This window comes from Intrasporangium sp., from assembly GCF_036566125.1.
Classification (GTDB): Bacteria; Actinomycetota; Actinomycetes; order Actinomycetales; family Dermatophilaceae; genus Intrasporangium.
In genome coordinates this window covers 1-25,096 of sequence record NZ_DATCWX010000281.1, presented here as the reverse complement: position 1 = coordinate 25,096, position 25,096 = coordinate 1, and the positions used below count along the sequence as shown (strand labels likewise).

23 protein-coding genes and 1 tRNA gene are annotated in these 25,096 nt (G+C 69.0%); 9 read left to right on the top strand and 15 right to left on the bottom strand.

Translation table 11 applies throughout. The features are described 5' to 3' along the window. On the top strand, positions 1-1,423 hold a 1,423-nt coding region (locus VIR15_RS17240), incomplete at its 5' end, for a wax ester/triacylglycerol synthase family O-acyltransferase (RefSeq protein ID WP_331929978.1). After that, entirely contained in the window at positions 1,416-3,251 is a 1,836-nt protein-coding gene (locus VIR15_RS17235) for an AMP-dependent synthetase/ligase (protein ID WP_331929976.1), read from the top strand. The genes VIR15_RS17240 and VIR15_RS17235, both read left to right, overlap by 8 nt. On the opposite strand, the gene VIR15_RS17230 is transcribed toward VIR15_RS17235, so the two are convergent. Further along, positions 3,248-4,201 (bottom strand): alpha/beta fold hydrolase, encoded by a 954-nt coding sequence (locus tag VIR15_RS17230; RefSeq protein ID WP_331929984.1) that lies wholly within the window; start codon positions 4,199-4,201, stop codon positions 3,248-3,250. The genes VIR15_RS17235 and VIR15_RS17230 overlap by 4 nt on opposite strands. Before the next feature lie 370 nt (positions 4,202-4,571). Here VIR15_RS17230 and VIR15_RS17225 point away from each other — a divergent pair, with 370 nt between their 5' ends. Further along, the gene (locus tag VIR15_RS17225; RefSeq protein WP_331929974.1) at positions 4,572-4,955 is read left to right on the top strand and encodes a DoxX family protein; all 384 of its coding nucleotides are present in this window, start codon (positions 4,572-4,574) and stop codon (positions 4,953-4,955) included. Between the two features lie 80 nt (positions 4,956-5,035). On the opposite strand, the gene VIR15_RS17220 is transcribed toward VIR15_RS17225, so the two are convergent. Further along, positions 5,036-5,109: transfer RNA gene (locus tag VIR15_RS17220), tRNA-Ile, on the bottom strand. Between the two features lie 105 nt (positions 5,110-5,214). On the opposite strand from VIR15_RS17220, the gene VIR15_RS17215 reads away from it, so the two are divergent. From VIR15_RS17215 to VIR15_RS17200, 4 genes are all read left to right on the top strand, one after another. Then, a complete protein-coding gene (locus tag VIR15_RS17215) occupies positions 5,215-5,556 on the top strand; it encodes a non-heme iron oxygenase ferredoxin subunit (RefSeq protein ID WP_331929972.1) in 342 nt (113 codons plus the stop codon). Positions 5,557-5,739: 183 nt separating this feature from the next. Beyond that, complete coding sequence (locus VIR15_RS17210) at positions 5,740-6,264, top strand: DUF3145 domain-containing protein (RefSeq protein WP_331929970.1); 525 nt, start codon at positions 5,740-5,742, stop codon at positions 6,262-6,264. Positions 6,265-6,729: 465 nt separating this feature from the next. After that, positions 6,730-7,251, top strand: coding sequence for an HNH endonuclease (locus tag VIR15_RS17205; RefSeq protein WP_331929968.1), 522 nt, complete (start codon positions 6,730-6,732; stop codon positions 7,249-7,251). After that, entirely contained in the window at positions 7,248-7,622 is a 375-nt protein-coding gene (locus VIR15_RS17200; protein WP_331929966.1) for a WhiB family transcriptional regulator, read from the top strand. Before VIR15_RS17205 ends, VIR15_RS17200 begins: the two co-directional genes overlap by 4 nt. Positions 7,623-7,805: 183 nt before the next feature. Here the strand turns inward: VIR15_RS17200 and fabF are convergent, their stop codons facing one another. The 8 genes from fabF to aceE all read right to left on the bottom strand — a co-directional run bounded on the left by fabF (position 7,806) and on the right by aceE (position 18,122). Next, positions 7,806-9,050: a beta-ketoacyl-ACP synthase II gene (gene fabF / locus VIR15_RS17195; protein WP_331929964.1), complete on the bottom strand. Its 1,245-nt coding sequence runs from the start codon at positions 9,048-9,050 to the stop codon at positions 7,806-7,808. A 122-nt stretch (positions 9,051-9,172) separates the two neighbouring features. Continuing rightward, positions 9,173-9,421: an acyl carrier protein gene (locus VIR15_RS17190; RefSeq protein WP_331929962.1), complete on the bottom strand. Its 249-nt coding sequence runs from the start codon at positions 9,419-9,421 to the stop codon at positions 9,173-9,175. 88 nt (positions 9,422-9,509) lie between these two features. After that, positions 9,510-10,610: a beta-ketoacyl-ACP synthase III gene (locus tag VIR15_RS17185; protein WP_331929960.1), complete on the bottom strand. Its 1,101-nt coding sequence runs from the start codon at positions 10,608-10,610 to the stop codon at positions 9,510-9,512. Positions 10,611-10,620: 10 nt separating this feature from the next. After that, entirely contained in the window at positions 10,621-11,595 is a 975-nt protein-coding gene (locus tag VIR15_RS17180) for an ACP S-malonyltransferase (protein WP_331929958.1), read from the bottom strand. Between the two features lie 45 nt (positions 11,596-11,640). Next, a complete protein-coding gene (locus tag VIR15_RS17175; RefSeq protein WP_331929956.1) occupies positions 11,641-12,885 on the bottom strand; it encodes a PucR family transcriptional regulator in 1,245 nt (414 codons plus the stop codon). A 123-nt stretch (positions 12,886-13,008) separates the two neighbouring features. Continuing rightward, on the bottom strand, positions 13,009-13,707 hold the full coding sequence (locus tag VIR15_RS17170) for a class I SAM-dependent methyltransferase (protein ID WP_331929982.1): 699 nt from the start codon (positions 13,705-13,707) through the stop codon (positions 13,009-13,011). 119 nt (positions 13,708-13,826) lie between these two features. Beyond that, positions 13,827-15,251 (bottom strand): argininosuccinate synthase, encoded by a 1,425-nt coding sequence (gene argG / locus VIR15_RS17165; RefSeq protein ID WP_331929954.1) that lies wholly within the window; start codon positions 15,249-15,251, stop codon positions 13,827-13,829. A gap of 99 nt (positions 15,252-15,350) precedes the next feature. Beyond that, positions 15,351-18,122, bottom strand: coding sequence for a pyruvate dehydrogenase (acetyl-transferring), homodimeric type (aceE, locus tag VIR15_RS17160; protein WP_331929952.1), 2,772 nt, complete (start codon positions 18,120-18,122; stop codon positions 15,351-15,353). A 296-nt stretch (positions 18,123-18,418) separates the two neighbouring features. Between aceE and VIR15_RS17155 the strand changes: the two genes are divergently transcribed. Next, on the top strand, positions 18,419-18,835 hold the full coding sequence (locus tag VIR15_RS17155; RefSeq protein ID WP_331929950.1) for a DUF3052 domain-containing protein: 417 nt from the start codon (positions 18,419-18,421) through the stop codon (positions 18,833-18,835). Positions 18,836-18,890: 55 nt separating this feature from the next. Then, the gene (locus VIR15_RS17150) at positions 18,891-19,397 is read left to right on the top strand and encodes a peroxiredoxin (RefSeq protein WP_331929948.1); all 507 of its coding nucleotides are present in this window, start codon (positions 18,891-18,893) and stop codon (positions 19,395-19,397) included. Between the two features lie 59 nt (positions 19,398-19,456). Here VIR15_RS17150 and VIR15_RS17145 read toward each other — a convergent pair whose 3' ends face one another. From VIR15_RS17145 to VIR15_RS17125, 5 genes are all read right to left on the bottom strand, one after another. Next, entirely contained in the window at positions 19,457-20,251 is a 795-nt protein-coding gene (locus tag VIR15_RS17145; RefSeq protein WP_524538105.1) for an ABC transporter ATP-binding protein, read from the bottom strand. Further along, positions 20,248-21,945, bottom strand: a complete 1,698-nt coding sequence (locus tag VIR15_RS17140) for a branched-chain amino acid ABC transporter ATP-binding protein/permease (RefSeq protein ID WP_331929946.1) — start codon at positions 21,943-21,945, stop codon at positions 20,248-20,250. The genes VIR15_RS17145 and VIR15_RS17140 overlap by 4 nt, the downstream gene beginning before the upstream one ends. Beyond that, positions 21,945-22,820, bottom strand: coding sequence for a branched-chain amino acid ABC transporter permease (locus VIR15_RS17135; RefSeq protein WP_331929944.1), 876 nt, complete (start codon positions 22,818-22,820; stop codon positions 21,945-21,947). Before VIR15_RS17135 ends, VIR15_RS17140 begins: the two co-directional genes overlap by 1 nt. An 84-nt stretch (positions 22,821-22,904) precedes the next feature. Continuing rightward, entirely contained in the window at positions 22,905-24,089 is a 1,185-nt protein-coding gene (locus VIR15_RS17130; RefSeq protein WP_331929942.1) for an ABC transporter substrate-binding protein, read from the bottom strand. Between the two features lie 61 nt (positions 24,090-24,150). Next, a partial coding sequence (locus VIR15_RS17125) for an alpha-hydroxy acid oxidase (RefSeq protein ID WP_331929940.1) occupies positions 24,151-25,096 on the bottom strand: 946 nt, incomplete at its 5' end.

Here is a 25,096-nt window from a genome sequence, read left to right as displayed (position 1 = left end):
GATGCGACGGCTGAGCCCGCTCGACGCGTCTTTCCTAAATCTCGAGCGTGACGTGCAGGCACTCAATGTGGGGTCCGCTCTCATCTTCGAGGGGCCGGCCCCACCGTACGACGATGTCTGCCGGGCGATCGAGGCTCCGTTGTCTGCTCTGCCGCGCTACCGGCAGCATGTGCGCCGGGTCCCGCTCGACCTCGCCCTCCCGGTGTGGGTCGATGACCCCCGGTTCCGCCTGCGCGACCACGTCGGTCACCGCACGCTGCGTCCGCCCGGCACCGACGCTGCCCTGCGCGCCCTGGCCGCACAGCTGATCTCACGCCCCCTCGACCTTGACCGGCCCCTCTGGCACACGTGGCTCGTGACGGGGTTGCAGGACGGACGTTTCGCGCTCGTCAACACGAACCACCACGCGATGATCGATGGCCTCTCCGGGGCGGACATCATCACCAAGCTGCTCACGACGAGTCCCGACGCCACCGTGCCGGAGACGCCGTCGCCGTCTCCGTGGACCCCGGAAGGGGAGCCGACGGCAGTCCAGCTGACGCTGGACGCGCTTGTCGAGATGGCTACCTCTCCCGTCCGTACCGTCCAGAGAGTGGCGCGCGCCCTGCGCCCGAAGGCCATGCCCAAAAGCATGGCGGAGGTCATGGGCATGGCGCGCTTCGGCGAGCAGGTGACGCATCTGGAGCTGGGTCTCAACGGTCCGCTGGGGCCCCGCCGGGACTGGGAATGGGTCCGCGTCGACCTCGACGCCGTCAAGGAGGTAAAGAACCGCCACGGCGGGACGGTCAACGATGTTGTGCTGTCCGCCATCACCGGCGGATTCCGCACCTGGCTGCAGTCCCGAGGCCAGCAGGTCGAGGGGCGGACGCTGCGCACGATGATCCCTGTCTCGACACGTCACCTCGATGAGCGCGGCCGGTTGGGAAACCGGGTGTCGGCGGTGTTCGCAGACCTGCCAGTCGGACTCGTTGATCCGCTCGATCGGCTCCATGCCGTCACGGCGCAGCTCGTGGCCCTGAAGAACGGCGGGACGGCTCTTGGCGTGGATGCTCTGTTGGGGGCCGCTGATCTGCTGCCGGGCAGCCTCTTCGCCCTGGGCGTCAAGGCGTGGGCGCACAGCCCGCAACGAATCTTCAGCACCGTGACCACGAACGTCCCCGGGCCGCAGCAGCCGCTCTACCTGTTGGGCCGGCGAATGACCGAGTTGTACCCCTACATCCCCCTCGGCGTCGACCTGCGGATCACGATCGGCGTCGCATCGTATGCCGGTGGGCTGGCATGGGGGATCACCGGGGACCACGACTCCGTCGGCGACCTACATGTGCTGTCGGACGGCATCCATCAGGCGATCACCGAGCTGATCGCGCTCTCAACTCCTCCCGCAAGCACTCCTCCTACATTCTCCGAGGTGCGTCATGCATGAATTCTCTGAGCCCGCCCGCTACACACCTGAACCAGACGACACCCTCACCGACGACGTCTTCTTCAATGCACGACAACACGGGTCCGAGGTCGGCTACTCGCGCCTTGTTGATGGTGCCTGGGTGCCGGTCACACATGCGCAGCTCGCCACCCAGGTGACCGATGTCGCGGCCGGTCTCATGGCCTGGGGCCTGGCGCCGGGCGACCGTGTCGCGATCATGGCAGGAACGAGCTTCGAGTGGATGCTCTGCGACTTCGCCATCTGGACGGCAGGAGGCGTGACCGTGCCCATCTACGAGACGTCCTCAGCAGAACAGGTCGACTGGATCCTGCGTGACTCTGGTGCCGTCGGGATCTTCGTTGCCAACGCCGACCTGGCCGCGACCGTCCAGTCCGTTCGCGACAGCGCGGCCGACGTGCGAACCGTGTGGACCTTCGACGCCGGTGACCTCGAGGCGCTTGCCGCCGCCGGCCGTGACATTGCTCCAGAGGAGGTCGAAAGCCGACGCACGTCGCGACCGAGCGACTCGCTGGCCACCATCATCTACACCTCCGGGACGACCGGACGGCCTAAGGGCTGCGTCATCACCCACGCCAACCTCCTGTACGAGGTCCGCAACGTCGTCGCCGCCAGGAACGTCACCAAGCTGGTCTTCAACGACCAGAGCAAGACGCTGCTCTTCATCCCGGTCGCTCACATCCTCGCTCGCGTCATCCAGCTGGCTGCTGTCCACAACCGAGTGCACCTGGCGCACAGCAGTGATGCCAAGAAGGCCGTCACCCTCATCAAGGACTTCAAGCCGTCCGCCGTCCTTGCCGTGCCGTACGTCTTCGAGAAGATCTACAACACCGCCAAGCACAAGGCCGGGTCGGAGGGCAAGGGCTGGATCTTCGGCCTCGCCGACACCACGGCCCGTGAGTACAGCGAGTCCCTGGATCGCGGCGGGCCCAGTCTGCTCCTGCGGCTTCGCCACGCTGTGTTCGACCGCCTCGTATACGGCACTCTGAGAGCCGCCCTCGGCGGGGAGGTCGCCTACATCGTCAGCGGTGGAGCGCCTCTCGGAGCTCGGCTGGGCCACTTCTTCCGCGGTGTCGGCGTCAACCCGCTCGAGGGGTACGGCCTGACCGAGACGTGTGCCGGCGTCACCCTGAACGTGCCGGGCCAGCAGCGGATCGGGACAGTCGGCCGACCCGTGCCAGGCTGCGCCGTCCGGATCGACCATGACGGAGAAGTGCTCCTCAAGGGCGGGACCGTGTTCCAGGAGTACTGGCGCAACGAGGAGGCGACGCGGGAGGCCTTCGACGAGGATGGCTGGTTCCGCAGCGGTGACCTGGGTTCACTGGACGACGAGGGCTACCTGACGATCACCGGACGCAAGAAGGACCTCATTGTGACCGCGGGCGGCAAGAACGTTGCCCCCGCCATCCTTGAGGACCGGCTCCGAGCACACTGGCTGCTCAGCCAGTGCATGGTCGTCGGCGACCGCCGCCCGTACGTCGCGGCGCTAGTGACGATCGACGCCGAGGTGCTACCTCAGTGGCAAGCCGAGCAGGGGCGGACCGAGCAGGCATCGATCGAGCAGCTGCGCGAGGACCCGGCCCTGCTCGCCGAGCTGCAGACGGCGGTCGACGACGCCAACAAGGCGGTGTCCAACGCCGAGGCAATCAAGCAGTTCGCCGTCCTCGCGGAGGACTTCACCGTGGACGGAGGCCTGCTCACTCCGACCCTCAAGGTGAAGCGCCAGGTGGTCATGGAGCGGTACGCCGGCGACATCGATGCGATCTACGCACGACATGGTTCACGGGCTACTGAGGCGGCAAGAAGTTAGGGCGTGAGCTCAGGGCGCGCACCGAGGACCGCGATCGCACCCTCGGAGCGGAGCCATTCGCTGATGCGGTCTATGGTCCACCGGGGCACCTCGAGCTGGGGCACGTGGCCAACGTCCTCGGCGACCTCGAACCGCCACGTCGGGTTCCGCCGTGCCACGGTCCTCGCCGCGGCGATGGGCACGAGTCGGTCTCGCGACCCGTGGAGCAGGAGTACGGGCGCGCTGATCCGGCCCATCAGTGCGTAGAGCCACCGGCGCCGGGCCAGAACGAGGACCAGAGAGCGTCCCGCGACGATGAGCTCGGCGTCGACGTCGGGGAGGTCCTGCCGCTCGCGAGCCAGCAGCAGGTGCTGCTGGACAACGTCCTTTGGCACTCGCCGCGTGTCGACACAGCAGAGCCGAAGGACTGCCATCGCCTGCGCCTCGGCGGGTACCAGGCTGCGCCGACGAGACATGAACACTCGGGCCACGGCCGGGGCGGCGTAAGCGCCGAACATCAGCGTGACGAGGGGGTCCGGGCGCGCCATCGGGCCGACCGGGACTGCTGGGTCCACGAGGACCAAACCGGACACGAGATCCGGACGTAGGTCCGCGAGGAGCAGTGCCAGCAGGCCGCCCATTGAGTTTCCGATCACGATGACCGGGTGCCCGATGGCCTCGTCGATGAAACGGGCCAGGAGGGCGAGGTTGTCGCCGATGCGCGGTGACCGCCCGAGCGTCTGCGTGCGTCCGAAGCCGACGAGGTCGATCGCCACGACGCGACACGTCTCGGCAAGCCTCGGCGCCGTCGCAGCCCAGTTGAGCACCGAACCGCCGAGTCCATGCACGAGCAGGAGCAGCGGTCCGTCCTCCGGACCGCCGTAGTCGACATAGTGGACCGGCCCGCCGAGATCCACCCACCTCGACTCGGGCGGCGGTTGGTGCGACGACAAGAGGGCGTCATTCGCCATAGCAGCCACGTCGCCATTGTGACCGCCACACGAGGCGGGATCACCCGTTTCTGCTCATTCGGGACGTTGGCGGAGGCGCAAGGCCCGTCAACCCCAAAGGCAACGCCCCACCAGCCCGTGCGGTCGTTCCAGCGCGCGGCCGCCAGGCTCCGGTCCCTTGCCCGGCAAACCGGGATACCTCGCTCATCGGCTTGACCGACTTGCCTCCAGGATCGCGTGGTCGACCAGGGCCCCACCTGATCCGCCAAGAGACGGGGAGCCGGCCTCGCTGTGACAGTCACCCGGACCCGCTGTCACACCACGGCGGCCGGCGTCGTCTTCATGGTGGTCAGAGCTCTGGCCAAGAAACCATTCCCGACCAAGGAGAACCATGAACCTCGCCCTGTGGATCGTTGCCGGACTGCTTGCCGCCGTCCTTCTCGTCAGCACGTCCAAGGCCTTCGTGCCCAAGGAGCGAATCGCCTCGGTGAGCCATGCCGCCGAGTGGGTGCAGGACTTCAGTCCGGGCGCGCTCCGCGCCATCGCGGCCCTCGAGCTGCTCGCCGCGGCCGGACTGATCCTGCCTGCTGTGCTGGGCATCGCGCCCGGGCTCGTGCCGGTCACCGCCAGCTGTGTGGCGCTGTTGTTCGTTGGAGCGGCAACGATGCGCCTCCGCCGCGGGGAGCGGGCCACGGTGGTGCCCGACCTCGTGTATCTCGCGCTGGCCATCTTCGTCGCGTGGGGCCGCTTCGGCCCGCATCCCTTCCCCGCCTGATCCGCTCGGTCGAGAGGGGCCCGGGCCACGCGTCGCGTCAGGCACGCCGTTGCCGACAGCTGTCGACGGCGCGAAGTGGGTGGGGCAGCAGGGGCTTGAACCCTGGACCGACGGATTATGAGTCCGCTGCTCTAACCGGCTGAGCTACTGCCCCGGACGCCACGACTGCATCGTGGGCGCAGCGAGTCTACCCACCCCGGCGCCGGTCGCTCCTCCTCGACGTCCTAGGCTCGACCGGGAACGCAAGGTGAGGAGCAGCATGGGTGAGGGGATCCGCGTCGCGGCGGTCGACGACGTCGAGCCGGGCGAAGCGCTCGTCCTGCCCGAGGACCTGACGCGAACAGAGGAGCCCATCTCGCTCTTCCGTGATGACGACGGCAGCTACTACGCCCTCGATGACACCTGCTCGCACGAAGACGCCTCTCTCGCCGAGGGTTGGATCGAGGCCGGCGAGGTGGAGTGCCCACTCCACGCGAGCCGCTTCTGCCTACGCACCGGTGAGGTGATGTGCCTGCCGGCGACCAAGCCCGTGGCCAGCCACAAGCTCGAGATCCGCGACGGAGAGATCTACCTGTTCCCAGGCGTCCCCAACGACGCATGACGGCCTGATCCACGCCAGACTGCCGAGAATTGCTGGTACGCATGGGTCTCGTGGTGCACAATGGTCACGGGCTCACGGAAGTGAGCCCAGCGGCATACAACTTCATCTATGTCCGACAGCACGAGCTGACCGACACGCGCGAGGTCGTTGGGGAAGACGTCCCTTGCACGTGAGGAGGTCAGGATGTCTGTCGCGATGCCGCGTTCCCCGCGCTACACCACACGCGGGGTGGTGTTCATCCATGGTGCCCCGACGGCACTGTGCCCCCACATCGTGTGGGCGATCGAGGCCGTCCTCGACCAGCGCATCTCACTCGACTGGATCGCGCAGCCGATCCTGCCCCGCACGGTGCGCACGGAACTCTCCTGGACGGGCGCGGTGGGCACTGGCGCCGAGTTGGCGAGTGCCCTCCGCGGCTGGGAAGGCCTGCGTTACGAGGTGACCGAGGACCCGACCGCCGTCTCTGACGGGTCGAGATGGTCCTTCACGCCGAGCCTGGGGATCCATCACACGATGACGAGCGTCAGCGGCGACGCGGTCATCCAGGAGGACCGCCTCCGTGACGCGATGATTCGCAGCCGCGGCGACGCGGACGCACTGCAGGAGGAGATCGACCGGCTGCTCGGAGTCCCGTGGGACGAGGAGCTCGAGCCGTTCCGCTACGCCGGCGAGGGCGCTCCCGTGAGGTGGCTGCACAAGGTCGGCTGACGCTCCCACTCCGGCGCCTGTCTCCAGCGCCGCGAGTGGGCTTCCCCGGGGCCCGGACGGTTCGTGCGTCCGGGCCCCGATCTGTTTGTGGAAAACCAATGTGAGACAACGACCTCCACGTGCGACGCTTGACCGGTGCGGAGCCGCGCTCGGGCGGCGCCGCCCAACCGAATGTTTCTTGGAAGGCAGGCCATGAGAACGGCTTTCACCCCGCACGCGAATCGCGAACCCCGCGATGTCGCACGGGTCTACCCGAGCCTCGTCCAGTCCTGCCGCCGGAAGCACCTGTGCGGCACCCGTCGTCGTCCCGACCGCGACGCCTGTCCAGCATGAGCCGCCAGCGCTCAGACAGGAGCCGCCGCCGGGACCCCCGGTCGGCGGCTCTTCTCGTGTCGCCAGCGCACGCGGGCCCAGAGGCGTAGCACGAATGATGAGGAGACACGAGACTGGAGGGAGGTGGCGACGATGACGCTGGTCGAGGTGTGGAACGCCGACGAGACGCTCCTGCACCGGGTGTCCGTGCGGCACGCGGTGAAGATGATCTGGCGGGGGATCGCCACCCCGGTGGAGGTGCACGAGTCCGAGACCTTCGGTCCGTACCAGGTACCCCTCGTCGTGCGACTCGTGCGCTACGTCGAGATGAAGTGGCTCTACTCCCGGACCCGGGCGACCTACTCGCGCGAGGGCGTCCTGCTCCGGGACAAGGGCCAGTGCGCCTACTGCGGCAGGTTCAACGCCACCACGATGGACCACGTCCAGCCTCGGTCCCGCGGGGGCGCCACCTCCTGGCTCAACGCGGTGGCAGCGTGCGATGACTGCAACGCCCGCAAGGGCAACCAGACCCCGGACGAGGCCCGCATGCCCCTGCGGTGGCAGCCCTACGTCCCGACCCGCGTGCAGCTCCGCTTCGCCCGAGCCGATGCGCGGATGCCCAGCATGGCCGCACCCACCACCCCAACGCGACCCGGAAAGGAGCTCGTCGCATGACCAGGAACCGCCTGCACCTCAGGACCGCACCGCGTACTGCGGAACGGGCGCACCCGCGGCCGCTCGGCCGGGACCTGTTCGACTCCAAGGCCTTCACCGCGGCGACGCACCACCCGTTCGAGCTCGGCGACGTGACGCCGCCGTGCACCGCGGAGGACCCGGAGCTGTTCTGGCCCGCGACCGAGTCGGAAGCCGCACTGGCCAAGGCAGTCTGCCGCGGTTGTCCGCTGGTCCGGTCCTGTCTCGCGACCGCGGAGGAGCGTGGCGAGTGGGGCGTCTGGGGTGGGGAGCTGCTCTCCAAGGGGCGAGTCACGACCGACCTGCCGGGCAACGTCCGCCCGTCACCTCGGGACCAGCCACGCACCGCCTGACGTGTGCCGCTGGCCGGTTTCGCTTGGGGGATGGGTCAACCAACCGGAAGTACGACCTCGGAAGCCATGCTCCGAGCGTGGCCCTTCCGGAACCTCCGGTTGGTTGACCCAAGCAGCTGGGCTGGGACCGCGCCTCTCGCGCGGACCCAGCCCAGCGGCATACGTCCGAGTGTGGTTGCGTCGTCAGACGCTCGTGATGGTGAGGGCCACGTTGTGACCGCCGAAGCCGAACGAGTTGTTCAGCGCGGCCACGTCGCCCTTGGGGAGCGTGAGGTGCTCGCCCGTGACGACGTTGAGCGGGATCTCGGGGTCCTGGTTGTCGAGGTTGATCGTCGCCGGCACGGTGCGGTGGTGGACGGCGAGGATCGTGAGGACGGCCTCGAGCGCGCCGGCAGCACCAAGGAGGTGACCCGTCATGGACTTCGTCGCCGTGACGGCGATGTCGTCGGTCAGGTCGCCGAAGGCACGCTTGATCGCGTTGTACTCCGCAACGTCGCCGACGGGGGTCGACGTGGCGTGCGCGTTGATGTGGCTGATGTCGCCGAGGGACAGGCCGGCCCCCTCCACGGCGAGCACCATGGCGCGCGACGCGCCGGACCCTTGCGGCTCGGGGGCCGTGATGTGATGCGCGTCGGCGGACAGGCCGACGGAGGCGAGCTCGGCATAGATGCGAGCGCCGCGAGCCCGGGCGTGCTCCTCGGACTCGAGGACGATGACGGCGGCACCCTCACCGAGGACGAAGCCGTCACGCTCGGTGTCGTAGGGCCGGGACGCCTTCTCCGGCTCGTCGTTGCGGGTCGAGAGGGCCTGCATCGCGGCGAAACCGGCGATCGGCATCGCATGCACCGCAGCCTCCGTGCCGCCGGCGACGACCACGTCAGCCCGACCGGTGCGAATCATGTCGATCGCGTAGCCCATGCTCTCCGCACCGGACGAGCACGCGCTGACGAGGGTGTGGACGCCGGCGCGGGCGCCGAGCTCGAGCGAGACCGCGGCCGATGGGCCGTTGGGCATGAGCATCGGGACGGCGAGCGGGTAGACCCGGCGCGGTCCCTTCTCCTTGAGGGTGTCCCACTGGTCGAGCAGCGTCCACACGCCACCGATGCCGGACCCGATCGCGGTGCCGAGCCGCTCGGGCTCGACCTCGGGTTTGCCGGCGTCGGCCCAGGCTTCCCGGGCCGCGATAAGGGCGTACTGGCTGGAGGGGTCGAGGCGCCTCGTCTCGACCTTGGCCAGCACCTCCGAGGGGTGGGTCGCGATCGTGGCGGCGAAGGTCACGGGCAGCTCGTACTTGGCCACCCAGTCGAAGTCCATCGTGCGGGCTCCGGAGCGTCCGGCGAGAATGGCTTCCCACGTCTCAGGGGCGGTGCCGCCCACGGGCGTCGTGGCGCCCAGGCCGGTGACGACGACGCGTCGGTTGGACGTCATGGTGAGGTGCTCCTCGTCAGGTGAAGTCGGGTGGTTCGTGCGTTGTGGTGATTCCGTATGCCGCTGGGCTGGGTCCGTGCCTCTCGGCGGGACCCAGCCATGCGGGTTTTGAGGAGGGTCGCTCAGCCCTGGGCGCTGCCGATGTAGCTGACGGCGTCGCGGACCGTCTTGAGGTTCTTGACCTCGTTGTCGGGGATGCGGACGCCGAACTTCTCCTCCGCGTTGACGACGATCGTCATCATCGAGAGGGAGTCGATGTCGAGGTCCTCGGTGAAGGACTTGTCCAGCTCCACCGACCCGGTGTCGAGGCCGGTCTCCTCGTTGACGATCTCGGCAAGACCCTCGAGGATCTCCTGCTCGGACTGAGCCATCTGTCTGCTCCTTAGGTGGTCACGTGATGGTGTCACTTGGTGATGTGGCCCCGAGTACCCGTCGGGACAAGCGGGAAACGACGAGTCCTCAGGGGAGGACGATGACCTGGGCGGCGTAGACCAGGCCGGCCCCGAAGCCGATCTGCAGGGCGAGGCCGCCACTGGGGATCTCGCCCTCCGCGAGCATCCGGGTCGTGGCGATCGGAATCGAGGCTGCCGAGGTGTTGGCCGTCGTGACGATGTCGCGCGCGACGGGGATGTCCGGTGGCAGCTTGAGCTGCTTGACCATGGCGTCGACGATCCGGATGTTGGCCTGGTGCGGGATGAAGGCGTCGAGGTCGTCGGCCTTGATGCCGGCCCGGTCGATCGCCTGCTGCGCGATGGGAGCCATGCCCCAGACCGCCCAGCGGAAGACGCTCTGGCCGGCCATGGTCAGCATCGGCCAGCCCTTCCTGGACGCGTCCTCCACCGTGGCGGCCTCGGTCGCGTCGGCCAGGGCTGCCTCGGCGCTGCCGTCGCCCAAGCGGTCGCGGACCTCCAGCCAGGAGTGCCGGTTCGAGATGACGTCGCGCTGGCCACCGTCGGAGCCCCAGACCGTCGGGCCGATCCCGGGGGTGTCCGATGGGCCGATGATGGCTGCGCCGGCACCGTCGCCGAAGATGAAGGCAGTGCCACGGTCATAGGGGTCGGTGAAGTCGGTCAGCTTCTCGACGCCGATGACGAGGACGTAGTCGGCCGATCCGCCCTTGACCATGTCGCTGGCGGTCGCCACGCCGTAGCAGTAGCCGGCGCACGCGGCCGAGATGTCCATCGCCGGGGCGGTCGAGCCGAGTCGGGCGGCGAGCTCCGGTGCGGCGGCGGGCGTCTGGTACGGATGGGTCACCGTCGCCATGAGGACGAAGCCGAGTTGGTCGGGCGTGATGCCGGCGTGGTCGAGGGCCTGCCGGGCCGCGTGCTCGGCCATGTCGATGACGCTCTCGTCCTCGGCCGCCCAGTGGCGGCTCACGATCCCGGAGCGCTCCCGGATCCATTCGTCGCTCGAGTTGATCTTGTCCACGATCTCGGCGTTGGTGACGACCCGAGCCGGCCGGTAGGCGCCGACCCCGACGATGCGGGAGTGGCGCGCGTTGCCCGGATCGATGATCGCGCCGGTGCCCTTGGGCTGGGGGATGGTGGTGGATGAAGTCACAGGAAAAGCCTCACTCGTCGTCGACTCGTGTGGAAGGGGTGGCGGCGTGCGCCGCGGCGGTGCCGGCGTGCGCCGAGATCATGCGTTGGGCGGCCTCGAGGTCGTCCGGGGTCTTGAGGGCGAGCGTCTCGACGCCCTTCATGGCCCGCTTGGCCAGGCCGACGAGAGTCCCCGCGGGGGGCAGCTCGATGAGGCCGCTGACGCCGAGCTCCAGCATGGTCTCCATGCACAGGTCCCAGCGAACCGGGTTGCTCACCTGGCGCACGAGGCGGTCGAGGGCCTCGCGGCCGTCGCTGACGGCCCGTCCGTCCGCGTTGGAGAGGAGTGTGACCGACGGGGCCTCGGTCTGCATGGTCCCGGCCAGCTCCTCGAGGACGCTGACTGCTGGCGCCATGTGGTGGGTGTGGAAGGCGCCGGCGACCTGGAGCGGGATGACGCGCGCCTTGGCCGGGGGATCGGCCTTGAGGGCCTCGAGCTGCTCGAGGGTCCCAGCCGCGACGGTTTGCCCGGCTCCGTTGACGTTGGCCGGGGTGAGGCCGTGGCGCTCGAGGGTGGCGAGCACGTCGTCGGGGTCTCCGCCGAGCACCGCGGCCATGCCGGTCGGGGTTGCGGCACTGGCGGTGGCCATGGCCCGACCGCGCTCACGGACGAAGACGACCGCGTCGCCCGCGTCGAGGACGCCCGCTGCGGCTGAGGCGGTGATCTCGCCGACCGAGTGGCCCGCCACGAGGCCGACGCCGTTCATGGTGGTGGCGTCGCCGAGCAGGGGTGGAAGCGAGATCAGCCCGGCGCCCACGATGAGGGGCTGGGCGATCGCGGTGTCCTTGATGGTCTCGGCATCCGAGGTCGTGCCGTGGGCGACGAGGTCGATGCCGGTCGCCTCGGACAGGCGGACGAGCTGGTCGCGCACGCCGTCGACCTCCAGCCAAGGGGTGAGGAAGCCGGGGGACTGGGAGCCCTGTCCGGGGCACACGATCGCTAGCACCAGTCCAGCCTCCCTGATCGAGGGCCCGAATGGAGACTCCGAATGTCACGAACTCGATGGGACCGGTTTGGAGGTTTCCTCCAACTGTGGTCGCGAGCTCGTGCGGGTGGCGCGCTCCGCGTCGGCGAGCCTGCCGAGGGCCAGGGCGATCCGGACCGCCCAGGCGTCGCGGGGTTGCGTCAGGTCGAACTGGGTCAGGTCGCCGATCCGCCCGAGCCGGTAGCGGACCGTGTTCGGGTGGATGAACAGGGCCCGGGACGTCGCCTCGAGGGAGCGACCGCTCTCGAGATAGGCCTCGGCCGTAGTGAGGAGCGTGCGCTGGGCGGACCGGGCGAGGGGTCGGTGGATCTGGTCCACGAGCCGGCGCTGCGCCGGGACGTCGCCGGCCAGGGCGCGCTCCGGGAGCAGGGCGTGCGACTCCACGATCCGCGGCGCTCCGGGCCAGGCAGGGGCGGCGGAGAGTCCGCTCAACGCCGCTCGCGCCGACCGGCCTGCCGCGAAGAGATGGGGGACGGTCGGTCCCACGACGATCGGGCCCTCCCCGAAGCGGTCCGACACCGACGCGACGACGGCCAGGGGGTCCTCGGTGCCGCCGAGGATCGCGATGAGCCGGGTGCGCTGCACAATGGCCAGCGCCTCGCCGCCCTCGTGTCGCACGGCCCGTCGCAGGGCATCGACGGACGCGGCAGCCCCGCCATCGGTCAGGGGAGTGGTTCCGACGACGACGGTGACGTGCCCGACCTCGTCCCAGCCGAGCGCGGCAGCGCGGGACTGCATCGAGTCGTCGGCCTCGCCTCGGAGTACGGCGTCCACGACGAGGGCCTCGAGCCGCGCGTCCCAGGCCCCCCGCGCCTCGGCCGCGCCCGCATAGACCTCCGCCGCGGCGAAGGCGATCTCGCGACTGAACCGCAGCACCGACTCGCGCAGCAGCTGCTCGTCGCCGGGGCCGGCCAGGCTCTCGACGCGGGACTCCACGACCTCGACGACGGTCCGGACGAGGTCCAGGGTGTGGCGCAGGCTGACCGTGCGCGTCAGCTCCTGCGGCGCGTTGGCGAAGATCGAGATGGCCGAGGGCGCGCTGTCCTCGTTCCCCCTGAACCAGGCGATGAACTCCGAGATGCCGGCCTGGGCGACGAGCCCCACCTGCGAGCGCTCGGCTGCCGGGAGCTCGCGGTACCAGGCGAGCTTCTCCTCCATGCGGCGAGCGGCGAGCGTAGCGAGCTCGCCTGCGCTGCGATCGACGGCGCGCGACGTCTCGCTGCTCGGTCGGCGCCGGTCGGCTGCAGTCACGACCTCAGCCTACGGCGGGGCCCGCCCACCCCCGCCCTACCCGATCGAGTGAACAGCTTTCGGGCCAGAAGGTGTTCACTCGATCGAGGGCGATGCGGTGCTTCGCATGCGGCGAACAAACCGTCAGCGTGCCGTGAGGATCGAGGTGCAGCCCACATACTGCCGAGGTCCCTCGAACCAAGAGAGTCCTGCGGCCAGCTCCTCGGAGAACGTCGCGAGATAGGCAACCGCAGAGGCGTGGTCCGGGAAGGTCGCGCGAGTCTCGATGTCGCGCTGGGTCACGTGCCGGAAGTGACGTCCCAGCGCCTCCGCTGCGTTCTCGGAGGAGAACTGCGTGACGAGGGGCTCGCCGCCGGCCTCGCGCAGGAGCTCGGCCAGGTGGCGGTCGCCGTTGGTCGCGACGGCGAGCTGCCCGCCGGGCCGGAGGACGCGACGCGCCTCTCGAACGGCGCGGTCGAGGTCCGGCACGTGGTAGAGCACCCATGCGGCGACCACGCCATCGAAGGTCTCGGCCATGAAGGGCAGCTGCGTCGCGTCAGCCTGTCGTGCCGCAACGCCAAGGCGTTTGGTCGCGGCGACCATGGCCTCTGACTGATCGGTCGCGAGGTAATCGCAGTCCGGCATGGCGTCGAGGACGGATCTAGCGAACTGGCCTGTCCCGCAACCGATCTCGAGGATCTCTCGCGGGCGGGTCGAGAGAACGGCAGTTATCAGCACATCCACGGGTGTGACACCATCGGGACCCGGTCCCCAGACGCCGGCGCGGGTCTCGAGCTTGTCCGTTCGCTTGTACTGCCGCGTGACGTGCACCTGCTCGGTCATCGAGTCCACGCGCGCGAACATACCGCCCCATATCGGGCGTCAGGTCGCGGCGCGCCGGGCACCGACGAGTTGTCGCGCTGCATCGCGCCAGATCGGGACCGGGGTCCCCAACCAGCCAGTCAGTCGGTGCCGAACTCCATCGCAGCACGGTCCAGCGCGTCGTCCTGGGCGTCCACGTCGACCGCGGCCGGATTGGCCGAGATCGCCACGGCGCCACCGGGGGAGAGCTCGCCGACCAGCTGAGCCGACCGTTCGCCGAGAAGGCCCTGAGCGGCATACAGCTCAAGCTTGGCGCGGGAGTCGGCGATGTCGAGGTTACGCATCGTCAGCTGACCGATGCGGTCGACGGGGCCGAAGGCGGCGTCCTCGGTGCGCTCCATCGACAGCTTCTCGGGGTGGTAGCTGAAGGCCGGGCCGGTCGTGTCGACGATCGACCAGTCGTCCCCGCGCCGGAGGCGCACGGTGACCTCGCCCGTGACGGCCGAGGCGACCCACCGCTGGATCGACTCCCGGATCATCAGGCTCTGGGGGTCGAGCCAACGCCCCTCGTACAGCAGCCTCCCGAGCCGCCGCCCCTCGGCGTGGTAGTTGGCGATCGTGTCCTCGTTGTGGATCGCGTTGAGCAGGCGTTCATACGTGAGGTGCAGCAGAGCCATCGCAGGTGCTTCGTAGATGCCCCGGGACTTGGCCTCGATGATCCGGTTCTCGATCTGGTCGCTCATGCCCAGACCGTGGCGGCCGCCGATGGTGTTCGCCTCCATGACGAGCGCGACGGGGTCTGCGTACGCCACGCCGTTGATGGCAACGGGCCGGCCCTGTTCCCACCGGACCGTGACGTCCTCGGACTCGATCTCGACCGACGGGTCCCAGAACCGCACTCCCATGATGGGCTCGACGATCTCCATCGACTCGTCGAGGTACTCGAGCGTCTTCGCCTCGTGGGTGGCGCCCCAGATGTTCGCGTCCGTCGAGTAGGCCTTCTCGGCACTGGCCCGATAAGGCAGCTCCCGGTCCGTCAGCCACTCGGACATCTCCTGGCGACCACCGAGCTCGCTGACGAAGTCGGCGTCCAGCCAAGGCTTGTAGATGCGCAGTTCCGGGTTGGCCATGAGGCCGTAGCGGTAGAACCGCTCGATGTCGTTGCCCTTGAACGTGGACCCGTCACCCCAGATGGAGACGGCGTCCTCGTGCATGGCTCGCACGAGCAGCGTCCCGGTGACGACGCGGCCCAGGGGAGTGGTGTTGAAGTAGGTCCTGCCACCGCTGCGGATGTGGAAGGCACCGCATGCGATCGCGGACAGGCCCTCCTCGACGAGCGCCGTCTTGCAGTCGACGAGGCGGGAGATCTCCGCTCCGTACTGCCCGGCGCGGCCGGGGACGGAACCGATGTCCGGCTCGTCGTACTGCCCGAGGTCCGCGGTGTAGGTGCACGGGACGGCGCCCTTCTCGCGCATCCACGCGACCGCCACCGAGGTGTCGAGGCCGCCGGAGAAGGCGATCCCGACTCGTTCACCGACAGGGAGCGACGTCAAGACTTTGGACACGACTGCAAGTATATGCATAGTCACGCATAGTTATCCAAGCGGCCGTATGCCGCTGAGCCCGCTCCCAGCCGGGAGCGGGCTCAGCAGGTCTGCTGGCTGTTACGACTCGCCGCCGGCGTTGCCGGACGTGCCGGCCGTGACGTCGTCGAGGCGGTAGCGCTGCGCCGCCTGCTTCGGGACGTCGGCCTCGACCTTGCCCTCCGCGGCGAGCAGCTGGAGGGCGCGGACCGCCATCGACGGGCCGTCGATGTGGAAGAAGCGACGAGCGGCCGGCCGGGTGTCCGAGAACCCGAAGCCGTCGGCGCCGAGCGAGGCGTAGGTGCCGGGAACCCACTCGCGGATCTGGTCCTGCACGGCTCGCATGTAGTCGGAGACGGCGATGACCGGACCCTCTGCGTCCTGGAGGCACTGGGTCACCCAGGGGACGCGACGCTCCTCCTCGGGACGGAGGAAAGCCTGCTCGTCAGCAGCCAGCCCGTCCCGGCGCAGCTCGTTCCAGGACGTCACGGACCACACGTCCGCGGCGACACCCCAGTCATCGGCGAGCAGCTGTTGCGCCTCGAGCGCCCACGGCACGCCGACGCCGGAGGCGAGCAGCTGCGCGCGCGCCGGCGTGTGCTGCCAGCCCTCGGTCTGTGCTGCGGACAGCTTGTACATCCCCTTGAGGATGCCCTCGACGTCGACGTTGTCCGGCTCCACCGGCTGGACGATCGGCTCGTTGTACACCGTCAGGTAGTAGATGAGGTTGGCCGTGTCGCCCGACTGGCCCTCCCCGTACATGCGGCGGAGCCCGTCCTGGACGATGTGCGCGATCTCGTACCCGTAGGCCGGGTCGTAGTGGACGACCGCCGGGTTGCTCGATGCGAGCAGCGGGCTGTGCCCATCGGCGTGCTGAAGCCCCTCACCGGTCAGGGTGGTGCGCCCAGCGGTGGCGCCGATGAGGAAGCCGCGGGTCATCTGGTCGGCAGCCGCCCACAGGCCGTCACCGGTGCGCTGGAAGCCGAACATCGAGTAGAAGACGTAGACCGGGATCATCGGCAGCCCGTGCGTCGCGTAGGACGTGCCCGCCGCGATGAACGCCGCGGCAGACCCACCCTCGTTGATGCCCAGGTGCAGGATCTGGCCCTGCTCGTGCTCGCGGTAGGCGAGCATCAGCTCGGCGTCAACCGGTGTGTAGTTCTGCCCGTGGGGGTTGTAGATCTTGATGGTCGGGAAGAACGCGTCCATGCCGAAGGTGCGCGCCTCGTCGGGGATGATCGGCACGACCCTCTTGCCGAACTCCTTGTCGCGCAGCAGGTCCTTGAGCAGCCGGACGAACGCCATCGTCGTGGCGACCTCCTGCTTGCCCGAGCCCTTCTTGACCTGGGCGTACGCCTCGTCGCCGGGCAGCTTGATCGGCTCGAAGTCGACCTTGCGGCGGGGAAGCGTGCCGCCGAGCTTCTGCCTCCGGTCGATGGCGTAGCGGACCGTGTGGTGGTCGGCACCCGGGTGGTAGTAGGGCGGGCGGTACGGATCCGACTCGAGCTGCTCGTCGCTGATCGGGATGCGCAGCGAGTCGCGGAACTGCTTGAGGTCCTCGAGGGTCATCTTCTTCATCTGGTGCGTCGCGTTGCGGCCAGCGAAGTGGGACCCGAGCCCGTAGCCCTTGATCGTCTTGGCGAGGATCACCGTCGGCTGACCGGTGTGCTCGATCGCAGCCTTGTAGGCCGCGTAGACCTTGTGGTAGTCGTGACCGCCGCGCTTGAGGTCCCACCAGACCTGGTCGTCCGTCCAGTTCTCGACCATCTTGAGCGTGCGCGGGTCCCGCCCGAAGAAGTGGTCGCGGACGTACTTGCCGTCGTTCGCACGGAACGTCTGGTAGTCGCCGTCGCTCGTCTGGTTCATGATGTTGACGAGTGCGCCGTCGCGGTCAGCGGCGAGGAGCGGATCCCAGCCGCGGCCCCACACGACCTTGATGACGTTCCAACCCGCGCCCCGGAAGAACGACTCCAGCTCCTGGATGATCTTGCCGTTGCCGCGGACCGGGCCATCGAGTCGCTGCAGGTTGCAGTTGATGACGAAGGTGAGGTTGTCGAGTTCCTCCATCGCGGCGATCTGCAGGGCGCCACGCGACTCCGGCTCGTCCATCTCACCGTCGCCGAGGAAGGCCCACACGTGCTGCTGGCTCGTGTCCCGAAGGCCCCGGTTGTGCACGTACTTGTTGAACTGCGCCTGGTAGATCGCGTTCATCGGACCGAGACCCATGGAAACCGTGGGGAACTCCCAGTAGTCGGACATCAGCCGAGGGTGCGGGTAGGACGGAAGCGCCACGATCTTGCCGTCGACGATGTGGCTCTTCTCCTGTCGGAACCCGTCGAGCTGTGACTCGGACAGCTGCCCCTCGAGGAAGGAGCGCGCGTACATGCCGGGAGAGGCATGACCCTGGAAGAAGACCTGGTCGCCGCCGCCGGGGTGGTCCTTGCCCCGGAAGAAGTGGTTGAAGCCCACCTCGTAGAGGGTGGCCGCCGACGCGTAGGTCGAGATGTGGCCTCCGACGCCGATGCCCGGCCGCTGGGCCCGGTGGACCAGGACCGCGGCGTTCCATCGGATGTAGCGCCGGAACTCGCGCTCGACCTCCTCGTCGCCGGGGAACCACGGCTCGAGCTCCGGCGGAATGGTGTTGATGTAGTCGGTGGCCGTCAGCGACGGGACTCCGACCTGCATGGCGCGCGCCCGCTCGATGAGCTTGAGCATCACGTAGCGCGCTCGAGTCCGACCTTTCTCGTCGAGAACCGAATCGAGGGACTCGAGCCACTCCTGGGTCTCCTCCGGGTCGATGTCCGGGAGCTGACTGGGAATGCCGTTGAGGATGGGGCCGGCCTCGGCTACCACGATCGTGGATCCTTTCTCGTCGCCTCGCGGTCACGACCGGTTGGTCGCAGCGCTGCTGCTCCTATCCTCCCCCAAAGCGTGGTGGGCGTCACACCCGGGTCTGCTGCCCGGGCACCGGTCGGCTGGTACACCCGGCCGATACCGGGGCACGCCCGGGTGACCGGAAGCGCGGCGTTGGACACCGGTTGCGCGGTAGCGTCGGAGCCGGTGCACTTGGTGTGCATCGAAAGCACGCGTGACCCCTCTCCATCCGACCCCACCCCCAGATCCCATCCCCGACGAAAGGAACGGTGACTGTGAGCACGACCGCGGGAGCGGCGTCCCTCGCCAAGCTCGGATTCGCGCCCGGACAGATCATCCAGGAGTTCGGATACGACGACGACGTCGACGACGACCTGCGGTTCGCGATCGAGGATGTCGTCGGCAGCGATCTCGAGGACGAGGAGTTCAACGACGGCGCCGACGGTGTCGTGATCTGGTACCGGGACGGGGACGACGACCTCGTCGACCTGCTCGTCGATGCGCTGACGAAGCTCTTCGATGCGGGCTTCATCGTGCTGTTCACCCCGAAGTCGGGCCGTCCCGGGCACGTCGAGGCGAGCGACGTCGAGGAAGCGGCGTCCACCGCGGGGCTGACGACGGGTGGCCAGGTCAACGTGGCATCGGAGTGGGCCGGTGCCCGGCTCATGCCGCCCAAGGGTGCCCGCCGCTGACGCCGCTGCCACGCCGTTGACACCCGGGCCTCGCCCGACTGGCACACTGGCGGGCATGACCACGCCTGCCCGCCCGAAGCCAGACGTCGGCCCCCCGCAGGTCGGCGAGCTGGTTCCGGACTTCACCCTCCCCGACCAACATGGGGGGGACGTCACCCTGTCCTCCGTCCGGGGCGCCAAGTTCGCGGCCGTGGTCTTCTACCCCTTCGCCTTCTCGGGGATCTGCACCGGTGAGCTGCGGGCGATCCGCGACGGTCTCGAGGACTTCCAGGACGGGGACGTGCAGGTGTTCACGATCTCCTGCGATCCCATGTACAGCCTGCGGGCCTGGGCGGACCTCGAGGGGCACTTCTTCCCACTCCTCAGTGACTTCTGGCCGCATGGCGAGGTGACCCGACGCTACGGGGTCTTCAACGAGGACCAAGGGGCGCCACTGCGAGCCACCTTCCTGCTCGACCGGGACGGCCGCGTGGCCTGGCGCGAGGTCAACGGCCCAGGTGAGGCACGCGACTTCGCGACCTACCGCGCCGCCCTTGCCGAGCTCCGAGGCCGCGCCCGCTGAGCTTCACCCGCGTTCAGTGGCGGTCCCAGCCGTGAAGTCACGGTGGTCCGTGGGCGCGATCAGCGCGGGGGCTCCACGCCGAGATAGGCCTCGACGATCTTGGGATCGGCGAGCAGGTCGGCGGCGGGCCCGGAATGGACGACCTCGCCGGTCTGGAGGACGTAGCCGTGGTCTGCCGCCCGAAGCGCGCGCCGGGCATTCTGCTCCACCAGGACGATGGTCGTTCCGGTGGCACGGATCTCCTCGATGACCCGGAAGACCTCGTCGACCACCTTGGGCGCGAGGCCCATCGAGGGCTCGTCCATGAGCAGCACCTGAGGGCGTGCCACCAGAGCCCTGGCGATGGCCAGCATCTGCTGCTCGCCGCCCGAAAGGGAGCCGGCGGGCAGGCTGCGGCGGTCACCCAGAACGGGGAAGCGGTCGTACGTCTGCATGAGCGCCTCCGCGGACGCACCCCCGATGTGCCAGCCGCCGAGGTGGAGGTTCTCCTCGATGGTGAGCGTGCCGAGGATCTGGCGGCCCTCCGGCACCTGGACCAGGCCCTCGCCAACGAGTCGGTGGGACGGGGTCCGGGTGATCTCGCGGCCCCCGAAGGTGATCCGTCCTGACTTCGGACGCACCAGTCCGGCGATCGCGTTGATGATCGACGTCTTGCCCGCGCCGTTGGCCCCGACGAGAGTGACAAGGGCGCCCGGGTCGACGGAGAAGGAGACTCCGCGGACCGCTTCGACCCGGCCGTAGGCGACGTGGAGGTCCTCGACGACGAGGATCGGCCCGTTGCCCGCGGTGCCTCCGGCGCTCGCAGGGTTCGCCGTTTCGGTGTCGCCAGCCGCGGCGGGGTCGATCTGGCTCACGAGTGGCTCCGCTCGGTGCGATCGGTCGGACGGGTGTCGTCGGCAGAGCCGAGATAGGCCTCGATGACCGTTGGGTTCGAGGCGATCTCTGCGGGGGTCCCGGTCGCGATCACCCTGCCGAAGTTGAGCACGACGATGCGGTCACAGGTGCTGAGGACCATGCCGACGTTGTGCTCGATGAGCAGGATGGTCAGGCCGTCGGCGGCGAGCGAGCTGATCAGGTCGGAGAGCTGACTCGCCTCGACATGGTTCATGCCGGCCGCGGGTTCGTCGAGGATGAGCAGGCTCGGGTCCGACGCCAGCGCCCGCGCGATCTCGAGGCGGCGCTGGTCGCCGTAGGAGAGAGTGGACGCCCGGCTGCCCGCGAGGTCGCCAAGGCCAACGCGTTCGAGGCACGTGGCCGCGTGCTCGAGGGCGGCCGACTCGTCCCGGCGGGCCGAGGGCAGCCACAGCAGCCGACGCAGGAACGAGGGCCGACTGACGAGATGGCCGCCGACGAGGACGTTCTCGAGTGCGGACAACCGGTTGAACAGCTTGGAATGCTGGAACGTGCGGCTCACGCCCGCCTGGGCGACCCGGTGGACCGGAACACGTCCGACTTCCGTGCCGAGGACGGTCGCCCTGCCGGAGGTCGGTGGGGTGAGGCCGCTGATCATGTTGACCAAGGTCGTCTTGCCGGCGCCGTTCGGGCCGATCAGGCCGAGGACCTCTCCGCTGTGCAGCTGGAGGTCCACGTCCTGCACGGCGTGGACTCCGCCGTACTCCTTGGTGAGCCCCTCGAGGCTGGCGAGCAGCTCGCCGGGAGCCGGATGACTGCGGGTGTGCAGGCCCTGGTCGTCCGTCGCCCGCTTCTTGGGCATCCGGAGACGGCGCCGGAAGAGACTGGCCAGGCCCCCCGGGAGGAAGAGGATGATGACGAGCAGCAGGGTGCTTGCGACAAACGGCCTGATCCAGCCGGCCTCGACGCCGAGCGCTCGCTGGATCTCCGGGACGAGGGTCTGGAACCCGCTGCCGAGGAGCGGGCCGACGAACATCGTCGAGCCGCCGACGACCGCCGTGACGAGACCATCGATCGCTGCCGTGAAGCCGAAGTCCTCCGGAGCAATGAGGCGCACGTAGTAGGCCCAGAGCACGCCGTAGAGTCCGGCGACCGCTCCAGCGGTGACGAAGGCGGAGAGCCGGTGGCGGCCCACGTCGATGCCCATGGCGCGGGCGGCGAGCTCGTCCTCGCGGATCGCCTCGAGGGCGCGGCCGTAGCGGGAGCGGCCCATCCGGGCGAACCAGTAGGCGACGACCGCCAGGATGATCCACGCCATGCCCGGCGTGAGGACCTTCGGCACGGACATGCCCTGGGCGCCTCCCGTCCACTCCTGGTTGAGGATGAGGATCCGGACCGCCTCGGCGAAGGCGAGCGTCGCGATGGCCAGGTACACGCCGCGCAGGTGCATCGTCGGGAGGCCTAGCACGACGGCGGCCGCGGCACCGACGACCATGCCGATGACGATGGCGATGAGCAGGGCCGGCACCTCGCCGGCGTCGCTCGGCTTGGGCGCGAGGGTGGCCGCGGTGAAGGCAGCGAGCGAGGCGAAGCCGGCCTGACCGAGACTGAGCTGTCCGGCGACGAGGACGGCATAGAACGAGTACGCGAAGATCGCGCCCAGGGCGACGAAGGTCAGGGTCGCATCGGTCAGCATCAGACCTCCCGCACCTTCCGGCTGCCGAAGAGGCCCTGTGGACGCACGAGGAGGATGACGAAGAGCAGCCCGAACGCGATCAGGTCGCGCCACGAGCTGCCGATGTACTGGACGGCGAAGACCTCCGCAAGGCCGAGGACCAGACCGCCGACGAGAGCGCCGGGCAGAGACCCCATCCCACCCACGATGATGACGGCCAGCCCCTTGAGCTCGATGGCCGAGCCCATTCCCAGCTGCGCGGAGTTGACGTTCATCGCGAAGAGGGCGCCCGCCACCGCGCCAAGGGCCGACGAGATGGCAAACGTCACAGCGGTGACCCGGTCCACGTTGACGCCGAGGACGCGCGCGGCCCTGGGGTTCTCGGCGATGGCGCGCATGGCCCGGCCGAGCCGAGTCCGGGCCACCAGCCAGCTCAGACCGACCATGAGGACAAGGGAGATCAGCAGGATGGCCAGCTGGAGCATGGTCACCGAGACGCCGGCCAACTGCATCGGCGTCTCCGGGAACGACCCGGCCGGGAAGCGGCGCGTGTCCGGACCGTAGCGCCACTGCAACAGGGCGATGAACATCCCGGCGAGCGCAATGGAGGAGATCAGCCCCGCGAAGTGGGCGTCGGGTCGGTTCTTCAGCGGCCGGAAGGCGAGCCGCTCAATGATGAGCCCGAGCACCGCGCCAACAAGGAGCACGATGGGCAGTGCCACCCAGATGGACAGGCCGCCATCCGCGACGAGCTCGATGCCGATGAACGCCGAGACCGCGAACACCGATGGGTGGGCGAGGTTCAGTCGGTCGAGGATGCCGAAGACCAGGGTGAAGCCGATGGCGAACAGCGCATAGATCGAGCCGATGAACAGGCCGTTGAGGATTTGCTGCATGGGGGTCCTTCGTGGTCCGGAGGCGAATGGTCGGCCGAGCCGGGCGGCAGGGGGTGTGGCCCAGCCGCCCGGCCCGACTCTCGATCACTCGAGCACGGCGAACTTGCCGTTCTGGACGACCTGGACCACCGCCGGATGCTCCGCGTCCCGGTTCTCGTTGATGGACACCTCGCCGAGCACCGTCGGGACGTTGCTGATCTTGGTCAGCCCGTCCCGGATCGCGTCGCGCTCGCCCGAGCAGCCCGACCGGACGGCGTGGTCGATGAGCGTCAGCCCGGCGTGTGCCTGCGCGGCGAACTGGTCGGGAGCCGCGTTGAACTTCGCCTGGAAGTCCTTGAGGAAGGCGGTGTTGAGCTCGTTCGCGGACGCCGAGTTCCATGCGGCACCGACCACGACGCCCTCAGCGGCCTCGCCGGCGTCTGCCATGAGCTTCGGGTTGTTGAACCCGTTGCCGCCGATGATCGGGACGGTGATGCCCAGCTCCCGGGCCTGGGTGACGAGCGGGATGGCCGCCTCGATGAGGCCGGACACGACGAGGGCCTCCGGGTTGTGACCCTTCGCCTGCGTCAGCAGGGCCCGGAAGTCGGTGTCCGCCTTCGAGAAGGTGATCGTCTCGAGGTTCTGGATCCCTTCGGCCTTGAGCGCCTCCTCGAAGACCTTGAAGCCCGATTCGGTGAAGGCGTCGTCGTTGCTGTACATGACGACGACCTTGGTCAGGTTGTACTTCTCCTTGGCCTTCTTGATGGTCTGCGGGATGACTTGGGCCTCGGTCAGGGAGTCACGGAAGATGAAGTCACCCTGCGCGGTGATGCCCGAGGCCGTGTTGGAGATGGCGAGGACGGGCGTCTTGCCCTCCTGGGCGATGGGCTGGGCCTGGAAGGCGGTGTTGGACAGGGTGGGGCCGATGATGATGCTCTTGCCGCCGTTGACGAAGCCCTCGAAGACCGTGATGCCCTGTCTCGGATCCGTCTGGTCGTCCTCGACCTTGACGTCGTACTTCACGCCACCCTTGGCGTTGAGCTGCTCGGCGGCGAGCTGGAGGCCCTTCTGCTGCGAGGTGCCGTAGCTGCCGGCCGCACCGGTCAGGCTGAGCGCCGCGCCGACCGGGATGGTGCTCGAGATCGTGCACGAGTCGCCCGATCCCTGGCCCTTCAGCCCGCCGGCCGCACCGGTCTGGCCGTTGTCACCACCGTCGCCGTTGCCGCCGCAAGCGGTGAGGGCGAGCATCGCCGTCGCGGTAATGGCGATGCGAAAGAGATTGGTACGCAAGTTTCCTCCTGAGACTGAACTGAATCCGAACTCGGCATCGGTCGGAACCGACCGACGCGCGTCATGGGGTGGCGTCGTCGGCCTGCGGGTCCCGTCGGCGGATGATCGCATGATCCGGGGTCAGCTCGTCGAGCGAGGTCACGCCGAGGAGTCGCATGGTGCGGGTGACCTGGTCCCGGAGGATGCTCAAGGCTCGGTCGACGCCTTGCTCCCCTCCCGCCATGAGCCCGTAGAGGTAGGCCCGGCCGACGAGGCAGCCCCGTGCCCCGTTGGCCACGGCCGCGACGATGTCGGCGCCGTCCATGATCCCGGTGTCGAGCAGGACCTCGGTCCGGCCTGCGACCGCGTCGACGATCTCCGGTAGGACCTCGAGCGGGGTGGCCGCGCGGTCGAGCTGCCGACCACCGTGGTTCGACACGACGATGCCGTCGATGCCGAGCCCCGCCACGACCTGTGCGTCCTCAGGGTCCTGGATGCCTTTGACGACGATCCGGCCCGGCCACTGCTCGCGCAGCCAGGCGAGCTCGGCCACGGACGCGGACGGGTCGAACATCCGGTCCACCAGCTCGGCCACGGTGCCGCCGGAATGCGTCAGCGAGGCGAACTCGAGCGGTTCGGTCGTCAGCAGGTTGAACCACCAGGATGGGTGGATCGACATGTCCGCCAGCGTGCGCAGGGTCAGCGAGGGTGGCACCGTGAGGCCGTTGTGCACGTCCCGGATGCGCCGGCCGGCGACCGCCGTGTCGACGGTCAGGACCAGGGCCGAGTACCCGGCCTCGCGGGCGCGCCGGATCAGCTGCAGCGATGCCTCCCGGTCCCGCCACAGGTAGAGCTGGAACCAGCGCTCCGCGTCGGGTGCGACGGCCGCGACGTCCTCGACCGACACCGTTCCCATCGTCGACAGGGCATAGGGGATTCCGGCACGGGCAGCGGCGCGGGCGACGGCCCGCTCGCCCTCATGGTGCATCATCCGGGTGAACCCGGTGGGCGCGAGGACGAGCGGCAGG